The sequence below is a fragment of the Pseudomonas sp. WS 5410 genome, from assembly GCF_012985645.1.
Lineage (GTDB): Bacteria > Pseudomonadota > Gammaproteobacteria > Pseudomonadales > Pseudomonadaceae > Aquipseudomonas > Aquipseudomonas shahriarae.
This window is the reverse complement of the sequence record NZ_JAAQWS010000005.1, coordinates 265,875-278,180: the sequence shown is the minus strand read 5'-3', so window position 1 is coordinate 278,180 and position 12,306 is coordinate 265,875. Positions and strand designations below refer to the sequence as shown.

The 12,306-nt window shown below is 60.0% G+C and carries 10 protein-coding genes; 8 read left to right on the top strand and 2 right to left on the bottom strand.

The window, feature by feature from the left end; genetic code table 11:
• Positions 1–50 precede the first annotated feature (50 nt).
• From HBO24_RS10455 to HBO24_RS10430, 6 genes are all read left to right on the top strand, one after another.
• Positions 51–956 carry a hypothetical protein gene (locus tag HBO24_RS10455; protein WP_170059659.1) on the top strand — a complete coding sequence of 302 codons (906 nt, stop codon included), beginning with the start codon at positions 51–53 and terminating at the stop codon, positions 954–956.
• Between the two features lie 308 nt (positions 957–1,264).
• Positions 1,265–1,672 (top strand): flagellar basal body rod protein FlgB, encoded by a 408-nt coding sequence (flgB, locus tag HBO24_RS10450; RefSeq protein ID WP_057439685.1) that lies wholly within the window; start codon positions 1,265–1,267, stop codon positions 1,670–1,672.
• 3 nt (positions 1,673–1,675) lie between these two features.
• Entirely contained in the window at positions 1,676–2,119 is a 444-nt protein-coding gene (flgC, locus tag HBO24_RS10445) for a flagellar basal body rod protein FlgC (RefSeq protein ID WP_029294486.1), read from the top strand.
• Positions 2,120–2,135: 16 nt separating this feature from the next.
• Positions 2,136–2,867 carry a flagellar hook assembly protein FlgD gene (flgD, locus tag HBO24_RS10440; protein ID WP_057439684.1) on the top strand — a complete coding sequence of 244 codons (732 nt, stop codon included), beginning with the start codon at positions 2,136–2,138 and terminating at the stop codon, positions 2,865–2,867.
• 31 nt (positions 2,868–2,898) lie between these two features.
• The gene (gene flgE / locus HBO24_RS10435) at positions 2,899–4,218 is read left to right on the top strand and encodes a flagellar hook protein FlgE (protein ID WP_115128765.1); all 1,320 of its coding nucleotides are present in this window, start codon (positions 2,899–2,901) and stop codon (positions 4,216–4,218) included.
• A gap of 216 nt (positions 4,219–4,434) precedes the next feature.
• Positions 4,435–5,430: a hypothetical protein gene (locus HBO24_RS10430; protein WP_262153273.1), complete on the top strand. Its 996-nt coding sequence runs from the start codon at positions 4,435–4,437 to the stop codon at positions 5,428–5,430.
• A 101-nt stretch (positions 5,431–5,531) separates the two neighbouring features.
• Here HBO24_RS10430 and HBO24_RS10425 read toward each other — a convergent pair whose 3' ends face one another.
• The gene (locus HBO24_RS10425; protein ID WP_115128763.1) at positions 5,532–8,423 is read right to left on the bottom strand and encodes a ribonucleoside-diphosphate reductase subunit alpha; all 2,892 of its coding nucleotides are present in this window, start codon (positions 8,421–8,423) and stop codon (positions 5,532–5,534) included.
• 787 nt (positions 8,424–9,210) lie between these two features.
• Here HBO24_RS10425 and HBO24_RS10420 point away from each other — a divergent pair.
• On the top strand, positions 9,211–9,936 hold the full coding sequence (locus HBO24_RS10420; RefSeq protein WP_115128762.1) for a response regulator: 726 nt from the start codon (positions 9,211–9,213) through the stop codon (positions 9,934–9,936).
• Positions 9,933–11,543 (top strand): ATP-binding protein, encoded by a 1,611-nt coding sequence (locus HBO24_RS10415; protein WP_170059657.1) that lies wholly within the window; start codon positions 9,933–9,935, stop codon positions 11,541–11,543. The genes HBO24_RS10420 and HBO24_RS10415 overlap by 4 nt, the downstream gene beginning before the upstream one ends.
• Positions 11,544–11,561: 18 nt before the next feature.
• On the opposite strand, the gene HBO24_RS10410 is transcribed toward HBO24_RS10415, so the two are convergent.
• Entirely contained in the window at positions 11,562–12,278 is a 717-nt protein-coding gene (locus tag HBO24_RS10410) for a 4'-phosphopantetheinyl transferase superfamily protein (protein WP_170059656.1), read from the bottom strand.
• Between the last annotated feature and the right edge of the window lie 28 nt (positions 12,279–12,306).

Here is a 12,306-nt window from a genome sequence, read left to right as displayed (position 1 = left end):
TGACGAGGGCGCGAAGTCTTTATCGCCACGTTCACCGGAAGGAGGAGGGTATGGGAAACATTTCGACAGAGCATCGTCCGGGAGGTGCACGTTTTGCGTTCGATCCGGTTATTGAATCGCGGCGTGTGCAGGATCCCCCCGCAGGGGCGGCAAGGGGGTGGGCAGGTTCCAGCCCTATGCCTGGCACTCAGGCGTCCGGGGCGCCGAGCATCAGCTTTTCTCAGGTCAATAGTGGGGTTTCGAGACGGGCTTTTAGCTACGACTCTTTTGCCTCCAGTGACTCTATGCCGACAAACGATTTCTCTTCTTTTGGAGGGGGCGATTCAGTCCGTGCCGGACTCAAGGCCGGGAAAGATACCGGGGATGTTTTTGCAGGGTTTTTTCAAGGGCGAAATGGTAACTGCGCCACGGTTTCAGCCATCAAGGCAATGATGGAGCGCTATGGCAAGAAGGAGACCGACCTCTTCAAGGATGTGAAGGAAACCCAGAATGGCTACCACATCACGTTGAAGGACGGGAGTGAGGTGAATTTGACTCGCCAGGAGATGGAGGCGGCAGAGCGTCATGCCGGCTTTAAAGGTAATGATCCTGTGATGAAAAAGACCGCAGTCCTGGCCTATGCCACCAGTGCCAAGAAAGCACAGGAAGCCAACCATGAAAATTCGAAATATGACTTTTCCAAGGCCCTGGACTCTCTTGGCAATGGTGAGCACACCAAGGACGCCTTTATCCGGCTAGGCATGAAGGATCATATTCGGCAGGGGACCGTAAGCGATCTGCAGAATGGCCGGTTGGGCATCATAGAGAAGGACGTCGCGGGGCCCGGTACGGCCCATTCGATGGTGGTGGTTGGAGGGGTAGAGGACCACTGGGGGAGCAAGGGTGGCAGGGTCCAGAGGGGAACCATGACCGGAAACGGCGTCGTATTTAAGGAAAACGTAATCCTTCTGACTTGATGGCGCCTTCAAGGCACGTGATGCCGGCAGTGGAAACCTTGCAAGAAAAGACCTTTGGTTGCTCATCGTCAACCAAAGGTCCCCGGCAGTCATCGCTGGCGGCAACGCCATTGCTTATCTACCCGGCACAAAACGGCAACACCCATTGCCGCTTTCCTGACGTTTCGCGGTCAAGCGTTGCCGCTTTTCCGGCATTGCCACCGGCAATATCTCCCTAAGCCCTTGATTTATGGGGTCTGAAAAACCTGGCATGGCGCTTGCTATAACCCTGTTACAGAAAAGCAGGTCAGCCCCTAAAGGTTTCCGCCATGAGCATCAGCTTCGATAAAGCGCTCGGTATCCACGAACAGGCCCTGGGCTTCCGCGCCCAGCGTGCCGAAGTCCTGGCTAACAACATCGCCAACGCCGATACCCCGAACTACAAGGCTCGGGACCTGGACTTTGCCGCCGTGCTCGCCGCACAGAGCGACAAGACCAAGAACGGCTCCTTCGCCTTGAACATGACCAATAACCGTCATATCGAAGCGCAGGGCCTGAGCAGTGGCGATGAGTCGCTGATGTATCGCACGCCGATGCAGCCGTCGATCGACCAGAACACGGTCGACGCGCAGCTGGAACAATCGAACTACGCCGAGAACTCGGTGAACTTCCAAGCCAGCTTCACCCTGCTCAACAGCAAATTCAAAGGGCTGATGTCAGCCCTGCGCGGAGAATAAGCCATGTCTCTATCCAGTGTTTTCAATATTGCCGGTAGTGGCATGAGCGCCCAGACCACGCGTCTGAACACGGTCGCCAGTAACATTGCCAACGCCGAAACGGTGTCGTCGAGCATCGACCAGACCTACCGCGCCCGGCACCCAGTGTTCGCCACCATGTTCCAGGCCGGTCAGAACGGCGGCAGCGATTCGTTGTTCCAGAGCCAGGATGCCGCTGGCCAGGGCGTCCAGGTGCTGGGGGTGGTCGAAGACCAGAGCAACCTCGACGCGCGCTACGAGCCCAATCATCCTGCCGCGAACGAAAAGGGTTACGTGTATTACCCCAACGTCAACGTGGTCGAGGAAATGGCTGACATGATTTCCGCCAGTCGCTCGTTCCAGACCAACGCGGAAATGATGAACACCGCCAAAGCCATGATGCAGAAGGTCCTGACCCTCGGTCAGTGATAAGGGGCGCTAAAGCATGTCTGTCACTAACGATGTGTCGAGTAATTCGACGATCCAGAGTCTGTTCGACTCCAAGGTCAAGGATGCCAAGTCCACCCAGGGCAACCTGGCCGATACGGCCAAGGCGGCCTCGGGCAATCAGTCCTTGGGCAAGGATGCGTTCCTGCAACTGCTGGTTACCCAGTTGAAGAACCAGAACCCGCTGTCGCCCCAGGACAACGGCGCGTTCGTGGCCCAATTGGCGCAGTTCAGCAGCCTGGAAGGCATCAACACCTTGAACGACTCGGTGAACACCATCACCGGCAACTACAAGTCGTCGCAGGCGCTGCAAGCCTCGTCACTGGTCGGGCGTTCGGTAATTATCGAAACCAACAAGGCCATGGTCGACACCAGCAAGAGCTTCACCGGCTCGGTCGCCGTGGGTTCGTCGGTGGGCAACGTCACCGTCAAGGTCACCGACAAGGACGGCAAGCTGGTCAAGACCATCGATCTGGGTGCCCAGAGCGCCGGCAAGTCGGACTTTATCTGGGACGGTAAAAACGAAGCGGGCGAGCAGCTTGATTCTGGCACCTACACCTTCGCCGCCAGCACCAAGAATGACGCCGGTGATCCGGTCGCCCTGAAAACCTCGCTGCCGGCCACGGTCACCAGCGTGACCTTGAGCCAGACCGGCGGCGAAATGCTGCTCAATCTTTCTGGCGGCATGGGCAGCATCAAGCTGTCGCAAATTCAGACTATCGGTACATAGAGCCGGCTAAATACGGCAAGAGGAGAGAAACATGTCTTTTAATATCGGCCTTAGCGGCCTCTATGCGGCCAACAAACAACTGGACGTGACCGGCAACAACATCGCCAACGTCGCGACCACCGGTTTCAAGTCGTCCCGCGCAGAATTCGGCGACATTTATGCCGCGTCCCGCCTGGGCACCGGCAATAAAACCATCGGCACCGGCGTTAACCTGGCGGCGGTCTCCCAGCAATTCACCCAGGGTGAAATCAACGGCAGCGGCGGCGTGTTGGATATGGGCATCCGGGGCGGCGGCTTCTTCGTGCAGAAGGGCAGCGACGGTTCGCTGGAGTACACCCGTAATGGCTCGTTCCAGGCGAACAAGGACGGCTACATCACCAACAACACCGGCACCTCGCGCCTGCAGGGCTATGCTGCCGATGAAGATGGAAAAATCTCCAAGAGCGGCCTGACCGACCTGCGGATCAACCTGTCCAACTTGCCGCCCAAAGCGTCGACCAAGGTTGACTCCAGCAGCAACCTGAACTCCTCCAAGCCGGTGATCGACCAGACGACCAGCCCGTTTGACCCGACTGTAGCGAGCTCGTTTACCGAGCAGTACGGCACCACTTTGTATGACACTCAAGGCAATGCCCATGAGATGGTGCAGTACATGGTGAAAACCGGCTCCAATACCTGGAAGTCCTACACCCTGATCGACGGACGCAATCCTGACGGTACGCCGGTCAAGGGTACAGGTGCGGTTGCGCCGGTAGCCTCCACGGTGACATTTGATACATCAGGCACGCTGAAGGGGATCGTCACTCCGCCAAGCACCGTATCCAACACCACCCTGACCATCAGCAACTGGAAGCCGGGCGTCATGGATAATGGCGTGTGGAACCCTGACAACGGGGCTGCAGCCAACCCGGGCGGTATCGCGATCAACATGTCCGATATCACTCAGTACAACTCGGCCAGCTACCGTAACCCGCCGATCACTGATGGCTATGCCACCGGCGAAATCACCGGGCTGAAAATCGACGGCAGCGGTGTGCTGTTCGCCACCTTCAGCAACCAGCAGAGCAAGGCCATCGGCCAGATCTCCCTGGCCAGCTTCAACAATGAGCAAGGCCTGCAGCCTGCCGGTGGCACCACCTGGAAAGAAACCTTTGCCTCGGGCCAGCCTGGCTACGATGCACCAGAATCCGGGACCTTGGGCTCGATCGTGGCCAACTCCCTGGAGAACTCCAACGTCAACCTGACCAATGAGCTGGTGGACCTGATCAAGGCCCAGAGCAACTACCAGGCGAACGCCAAGACGATCTCCACCCAGAGCACCATCATGCAGACCATCATTCAGATGACGTGATGCGCTAGCGCTCGACAAGAAGCCCCTCGGAAGAGGGGCTTTTTTGTGGGCGTTGGAAAATCCCCCGCGACGCGTCAGGTAACGCGGTGAAATCCTTAGGAAGGAACACGTCGCTTCTGCCTTGCCACTGATTGGTCCAGAGCCCTGCGGGCTCATCAATCATGGGGGCTGAGAATGTGGAGTTCAGGGGTGTCTGCGCCAGGTGCTGGGCGCGCAATGTTTGTACCTGCAGCATCAAGCGTGCCATCGCCTGCCCAGTCCGTAAGCGCAGAGTCTACGGTCACGACGTCGCTGCGCCAGATGTTCGATGCTGAGCAAGGCGCCAGGACCCAGACGGTTCAGGATCTACGCGACAAGTTGAATGCGCTGCGCGAGAAGCTGGGTGACGAGAAATTCAAGGAAATTCTCAACAGTGAGATCAAAGACGCTGATGACAAGTTTCTTGAATTTCTCAAGCGGTTACTGGAGGAATGGTTTCCCGAGGATGTAGCACCACCGACCCCGCCATCGCCAAGAGGTGGCGGCGGGGGTGGCGGCGGCGGTGGCGGTAGAGTGAGTCCGGGTGGGTTTGGCCCCACCGAGTCCATGAGCAATAAGCCGATTACCGAAGGCTCAAAGTATTACAGCTACAAACCGGACAATAGTAACCCCGGGAAAAAACCGAGCAATATCTGGAGCGGCTTCAGCCAGGGCGATGATGGCAACTGCATTACCGTTTCGGCGATAAAGGCCGCCATGATGCGGTACGGCCAGAAACCTACGGACATCTTCAAGGAGGTGAAGGAGACGGCTAACGGCTATGAAGTGACCATGCGCGATGGGGTCAAGGTGTCTTTTACCAAGGACGAATTGAAGCAGGCGGCCACACACGCTCGTTTCAAGGGTGACGACCCTCAGATGTTGACCGATGCCAACTTCCTGTATGCCGCAAGTGCCAAGCGCGCACAGATGGAAAACAACGACGGCACGGCCGGACGCAGTTTCACGGCTGCGATGGACAGCCTCAACGATGGTGAATACTCCCGCGAGGGGTTGGATCGTTTGGGCCTGAAGGGGCTTTACCGGCCGGCGACCGATGCCGACTTGAGAAACAGCAAGGTGGGAACCGTGGAATACAACGGCCACTCAATGGCCGTGATTGATGGCCGCATCGAGTTGTGGGGGCGGCGAGGCGGTGTACCTCAGTCGGGCCTGGCGACTGTGTTGATCTAGCCTGGGCCGGGTTTCTTGCCAGGCAAAAAAAGCCCCCGATACACCACTGGGCATATCGAGGGCTTTTCAGCCTAGGGAGTTAAACCCAGGGCAGGCTCAGCTTATTGGCAAGCTTCGCAATCCGGCTCGTCAATCGCGCAGGCCTTTGGCACTGGTGCCGGGCCGGCTGGAGCAGCGAGTACCGAATCGTCACCGTGGTTGCCGCTGGATACAGCGTTCAGCTTGCCGGTGTTGATGGTCGACTTCTCGGTGCTGGTCGCGGCCAGGGCACGGAGGTAGTACGTGGTTTTCAGGCCACGGTACCAAGCCATGCGGTAGGTCACGTCGAGTTTCTTGCCCGAAGCGCCGGCGATGTACAGGTTCAGGGACTGGGCCTGGTCGATCCACTTCTGACGACGGCTGGCGGCGTCAACGATCCACTTGGTGTCCACTTCGAAGGCGGTCGCGTAGAGCTCTTTGAGTTCTTGCGGGATGCGCTCGATCTGCTGCACGGAACCGTCGTAGTACTTCAGGTCGTTGATCATTACCGAGTCCCACAGGCCGCGGGCTTTCAGGTCGCGGACGAGGTACGGGTTGATCACGGTGAATTCGCCCGACAGGTTCGATTTCACATACAGGTTCTGGTAGGTCGGTTCGATCGACTGCGATACGCCGGTGATGTTGGCGATGGTCGCGGTCGGTGCGATGGCCATGATGTTGGAGTTACGAATGCCTTTCTGCACACGGGCACGTACCGGTGCCCAGTCCAGGGATTCGTTCAGGTCAACGTCGATGTACTTCTGGCCACGCTGCTCGATCAGGATCTGTTGCGAGTCCAGCGGCAGGATGCCCTTGGACCACAGCGAACCCTGGAACGTCTCGTAGGCGCCGCGCTCGTCGGCCAGGTCGCAGGAAGCCTGGATCGCGTAGTAGCTGACCGCTTCCATGGACTTGTCGGCGAACTCGACCGCAGCATCCGAACCGTAAGGAATGTGCTGCAGGTACAAAGCGTCCTGGAAGCCCATGATGCCCAGGCCGACCGGACGATGCTTGAAGTTGGAGTTCTGCGCCTGTGGCACCGAGTAGTAGTTGATGTCGATCACGTTATCGAGCATGCGTACGGCGGTGTTGACGGTGCGTTCCAGCTTGGCGGTGTCCAGCTTGCCGTTGACGATGTGGTTCGGCAGGTTGATCGAGCCCAGGTTGCAGACGGCGATCTCGTCCTTGTTGGTGTTCAGGGTGATCTCGGTGCACAGGTTCGAGCTGTGGACCACGCCCACGTGCTGCTGCGGGCTGCGCAGGTTGCACGGGTCTTTGAAGGTCAACCATGGGTGGCCGGTTTCGAACAGCATCGACAGCATCTTGCGCCACAGGTCTTTGGCCTGGATGGTCTTGAACAGCTTGATCTTGCCTGGGTACTGGGACAGGGCTTCGTAGTACTCGTAACGCTCTTCGAAGGCCTTGCCGGTCAGGTCGTGCAGGTCCGGCACTTCGGATGGCGAGAACAGGGTCCACGGGCCGTCATCGAAGACGCGCTTCATGAACAGGTCAGGGATCCAGTTGGCGGTGTTCATGTCGTGGGTACGACGACGATCATCACCGGTGTTCTTGCGCAGCTCGATGAACTCTTCAATGTCCATGTGCCAGGTTTCCAGGTAGGCACATACCGCGCCTTTGCGCTTGCCGCCCTGGTTCACTGCGACGGCGGTGTCGTTCACTACCTTGAGGAACGGCACGACGCCCTGGGACTTGCCGTTGGTGCCCTTGATGTACGAACCCAGTGCACGCACCGGCGTCCAGTCGTTGCCCAGGCCGCCAGCGAATTTGGACAGCATGGCGTTGTCGTGGATCGCGTGGTAGATGCCCGACAGGTCATCCGGCACGGTGGTCAGGTAGCAGCTCGACAGCTGTGGACGCAGGGTACCGGCGTTGAACAGGGTCGGGGTCGACGACATGTAGTCGAAGGACGACAACAGGTTGTAGAACTCGATGGCACGGTCTTCTTTGTTCTTCTCTTCGATCGCCAGGCCCATGGCCACGCGCATGAAGAACACTTGCGGCAGTTCGAAGCGGATCCCGTCCTTGTGGATGAAGTAACGGTCGTACAGGGTTTGCAGGCCCAGGTAGGTGAACTGCTGGTCACGCTCGTGGTTGATCGCCTTGCCGAGTTTTTCCAGGTCGAAGGTGGCCAGGATCGGGTTGAGCAATTCGAACTCGATACCCTTGGCGATGTAGGCAGGCAGGGCCTTGGCGTACAGGTCGGCCATTTCGTGGTGGGTCGCGCTCTCGGCGACTTTCAGGAAACCCAGGCCTTCGGCACGCAGGGTGTCCATCAGCAGGCGGGCGGTGACGAACGAGTAGTTCGGCTCACGCTCGACCAGGGTACGGGCGGTCATCACCAGGGCGGTGTTGACGTCGGTCAGGGCCACGCCGTCGTACAGGTTCTTCAGGGTTTCACGCTGGATCAGGTCGCCGTCGACTTCTTCCAGGCCTTCGCAGGCTTCGGTGATGATGGTGTTCAGGCGGCCCAGGTCCAGCGGCGCGAACGAACCATCAGCCAGGGTGATGCGGATCGACGGGTGAGCTTGCACGGCTTCGGCGGACGGCGCGTGTACGGCACGTTCCTTGGCGCGCGAATCACGGTAGATCACGTAGTCGCGGGCCACTTTCTGCTCGCCGGCACGCATCAGGGCCAGTTCGACCTGGTCCTGGATTTCTTCGATGTGGATGGTGCCGCCCGAGGGCATGCGACGCTTGAAGGTCGCGGTGACTTGTTCGGTCAGGCGGGCAACGGTGTCGTGGATACGCGACGAAGCGGCAGCGGTGCCGCCTTCAACTGCAAGAAACGCTTTGGTGATGGCGACGGTGATTTTGTCATCGGTATAAGGAACGACAGTGCCGTTACGCTTGATCACGCGCAATTGGCCGGGCGCGGTGGCGGACAGATCCATATTCGAATCAGCGGCCTGCGGCACGGAGCCTTGCGGGTTCTCGCGAGTTGTGTCGGTTTGCATGGGGGGGTGTCTCCACATTCTATATTTATTTGGGCACCATCACGGTGCCCACCGTTCCGTCCTGAAGCACTTACAACAGGCCTTGGCCTGGCATAACAACCTCGGGACAGGAGGAAGGGAGCTGTTCGCGCCGCTTCCATGCCGAAGTCTTCGGTTCCGAGCCTTAAGCTCTTTGCCGTATTCCTGAGTGGGTGTTGCTTGTATTGCAACACCCGTACCGCTTTCTCCCATTCGGGGTTGGAAAACAGCAGCCATCCGCGTGCGCGGTTTGGGCTTTCGAAAAAGGTTTAAGTTCCACCAAACAGGAGCAAGAAAGGGCTTGAGTTTCTTGTCTGATTTGTGTTTGGTCTTTTCGCTTGAAACCCTACATGTAGGGGTTTTTTAGCGACGAGGTACAAGATAATGCGTTTTGGAAGGCTTAGCAACGCACTACCTGTGGATAACGCTGTGGGTAAAATGTGTATGAAAGGTGGAACCGCCGTGTAGGCCGCAGTACTGCTGCATCGCGCCGTTTGTCACCGAATATGCCAAGCCGAAAACACCCGCTTGGATTTTTGCGGGCGCGAACCCTATCACAAAAAAAGGCGATCACCGAATGCATTTCCTGGCTTGTGTTTGAGGGCGGGGCCATGGCTACAATCGGCCTTCATTCCTACACGATTATGCCCTTTGTGCATGACAAATTAGGTACGGCTGGCGAAGATCAAAATAGGGGGGCTGGCTTGCCCGCTGCCACATTTGAACCTGCGCAGTCCTGACAGATCGCTTATAAAAACGAGGACCACCCGTGGAGCAAGAAGCCTGGCAGGTATTGATTGTCGAGGATGACCAGCGTCTGGCTGAGTTGACCCGTGACTACCTGGAAAGCCACGGCCTGCGGGTCTCGATAGAGGGCGACGGGGCCCAGGCGGTGGCGCGGATCATTGCCGAGCAGCCGGACCTGGTGATCCTCGACCTGATGCTGCCCGGCGAAGACGGCCTGAGCATCTGCCGCAAGGTGCGCGAGCGCTACGACGGGGTGATCCTGATGCTCACCGCGCGAACCGACGACATGGACCAGGTCCTGGGCCTGGACATGGGCGCCGACGACTATGTGTGCAAGCCGGTGCGCCCGCGCCTGCTGCTGGCGCGGATCCAGGCCTTGCTGCGGCGCAGCGAAAGCCCCGAGCCCGCCGTCCCGGAAAAGCAGCGGCGCCTGCAGTTCGGCCCGCTGGTAGTGGACAACGCCCTGCGCGAAGCCTGGCTGCACGACGGCGGCATCGAGCTGACCAGCGCCGAATTCGACCTGCTGTGGTTATTGGTGGCCAATGCCGGACGTATCCTGTCCCGCGAAGAAATCTTCACCGCCCTGCGCGGCATCGGCTACGACGGCCAGGACCGCTCCATTGACGTGCGCATCTCGCGGATCCGCCCGAAAATCGGCGACGACCCCATCCACCCGCGCCTGATCAAGACCATTCGCAGCAAAGGCTACCTGTTCGTCCCCGAAGCTGCTGCCGATATGCTGTCGTGAACTCGATCTTCCTGCGCATCTACGGCGGCATGTGCGCGGCGCTGATCCTGGTGGCGCTGCTCGGCGTCCTGGCCCTGCACCTGCTCAATGAGGTGCGCAGCGGCCAGTACCGCGAACGCCTGGCCCACGGCACCTTTGCCCTGATGGGCGACAACCTGCAACCGATGAGCAGTATCGAGCGCCAGCGCGCCCTGGCGGTGTGGGAGCGGTTGTTGGGGATTCCCTTGCAATTGCAGGCGGTGGCGGATGCCCGCCTGGACCTGAGCCAGCGCAATCGCCTGCAACGCGGCCAGGTCCTGGTGGAGCAGACCGGACCCCATGCGGCGCGGGTCTTGCGCCTGGTCAGTGAGAAAGAGGAACTGCTGCTCAGCGGCGAAGTGCAGCAGATCAGCGAGCAATTGGCCCGGGCCACCATTTATTTGCTGGCCGACGAACTGGTGCGGTTTCCGGTGGCCGAGCAGCCGCAACGCTTGGCTGACCTGAAAGAGGCCAAGGGCTTCGGCTTTGAGATGCACCTGCTGAAGCTGGACGAAGCCGACATGGACGAGGACCAGCGGCGTCGCGTGGCCGAAGGCGACACGGTGATGGCCCTGGGCAAGGGGGGCGACTCGATCCGCGTGTTTGCCGGCATGGTCGGCACGCCATGGGTTCTGGAAATCGGCCCGCTGTACCAGATGAACCCTTATCCGGCGCAATGGCTGGTGCTGATTGCCCTGATCGGCCTGACCCTGATCGGCCTGATCGTGTACTTGCTGGTGCGCCAACTGGAGCGCCGCCTGCGTGGCTTGGAAGCGGCCGCCACGCGCATCGCCAAAGGCAACCTGGAAGCCCGGGTGCCGGCACGCGGGGCTGACTCGGTAGGGCGTCTGGCGGCGGCCTTCAATGGCATGGCCGAGCACTTGCAGCGCCTGCTGGCGATCCAGCGCGAACTGGTGCGCGCGGTGTCCCATGAGCTGCGTACGCCGGTGGCGCGCCTGCGTTTTGGCCTGGAGATGATCGGCGACGCCGCTACGCCCGAAGCCCGGCGTAAATATATGGAAGGCATGGACAGCGATATCCAGGACCTCGACGGCCTGGTGGATGAGATGCTGACCTATGCGCGCCTGGAGCAGGGCTCGCCGGCCCTGAGTTTCCAGCGGGTCGACCTGAGTGCCTTGCTCGATCAGGTGATCGAGGAACTGGCGCCGCTGCGGCCGGGGATCGAAGTGGCGCGGGGGGTGTGCCTGTCATCGGCCCATCTGGACGCTGCCTGGGTCGATGCCGTGCCGCGCTACCTGCACCGCGCCCTGCAAAACCTGGTGAGCAATGCCATGCGCCATGCCCAGTCGCGGGTGCTGATCAGCTACCAGGTGGGCCAGGTGCGATGCCGTATCGACGTCGAAGACGATGGCCCAGGGGTTCCGGAAAGTGCCTGGGAGCGGATCTTTACCCCATTCCTGCGCCTGGATGACAGCCGCACCCGCGCCTCGGGCGGGCATGGCCTGGGCTTGTCGATTGTGCGGCGGATTATTTACTGGCACGGCGGGCGGGCGTTGATCAGCAAGAGCAATAACCTGGGTGGCGCCTGCTTCAGCCTGAGTTGGCCTCGGGACCAGGACAAAACTTGAGCCTGCGATAGCTATCTATCAGGCGCCGATAGCCACCAAACTCAACAACTGCCCCTCATGCACCGCAAACTGCGCCTCCAGCTCCTTGCCATAACACCACTCACTGGACAGGTCCGTCAGCAACCGCAGGCGCAGCGAGCCCGCTTCAGACCACTCCAGCACCTCGGCATGTTCAAAATAGAAGCGCTTCTGCACGATCGGGTAGAGCGCCTTGAACAGGCTCTCCTTGGCCGAAAACGTCAGCGTCACCCATTGCGCAATCTGCTCTCGTGGCCCGGCGGCCATGCGTTGCAGTTCATCCGGGGTGAGGATTTCCCCGGCCAGGCGCTCGGCCCGTTCAAGGGACAGCAGGTTTTCCAGGTCCATGCCCAGCCCGCGCCATTGCGACTTATGCCCGACGATGGCCGCGGCATGCCCGGTGCTGTGGGTGATCGAACCGCTGATATGGCCTGGCCATACCGGGGCGCGGTCCTCGCCGATGGCGGGGATGCAGTCCAGGCCTTCGAGCTGTTGCAAGGCGGCGCGGGCACACAGTCTGCCGGCGAGAAACTCGGCCTGGCGCTTGGCCACCGAGCGCTGGATACTGGCCGGTGGCGGCACGGCGCAGCGCTGGAAGTCGCCGGCCTCAAGCAATTTAGGCTCGAAGCGGGTGCTCAGGAACACCGTGCCGGGCAACGTGTCGGGCAGCGGCCAATGGTCATCAAGTGGGGTGCAGCAGGCGGGTATCGGGTTCATGCCGGCTATTCTGCACGGGGCGGCACAC

What these genes read in the sequence shown, in the direction of transcription:
- HBO24_RS10410 (WP_170059656.1), bottom strand. Translation starts at nt 12,278, where the DNA reads ATGAACCCGATACCCGCCTGCTGCACCCCACTTGATGACCATTGGCCG.
- HBO24_RS10430 (WP_262153273.1), top strand. Translation starts at nt 4,435, where the DNA reads ATGTTTGTACCTGCAGCATCAAGCGTGCCATCGCCTGCCCAGTCCGTA.
- flgB (WP_057439685.1), top strand. Translation starts at nt 1,265, where the DNA reads ATGAGCATCAGCTTCGATAAAGCGCTCGGTATCCACGAACAGGCCCTG.
- flgD (WP_057439684.1), top strand. Translation starts at nt 2,136, where the DNA reads ATGTCTGTCACTAACGATGTGTCGAGTAATTCGACGATCCAGAGTCTG.
- HBO24_RS10425 (WP_115128763.1), bottom strand. Translation starts at nt 8,423, where the DNA reads ATGCAAACCGACACAACTCGCGAGAACCCGCAAGGCTCCGTGCCGCAG.
- HBO24_RS10455 (WP_170059659.1), top strand. Translation starts at nt 51, where the DNA reads ATGGGAAACATTTCGACAGAGCATCGTCCGGGAGGTGCACGTTTTGCG.
- flgC (WP_029294486.1), top strand. Translation starts at nt 1,676, where the DNA reads ATGTCTCTATCCAGTGTTTTCAATATTGCCGGTAGTGGCATGAGCGCC.
- flgE (WP_115128765.1), top strand. Translation starts at nt 2,899, where the DNA reads ATGTCTTTTAATATCGGCCTTAGCGGCCTCTATGCGGCCAACAAACAA.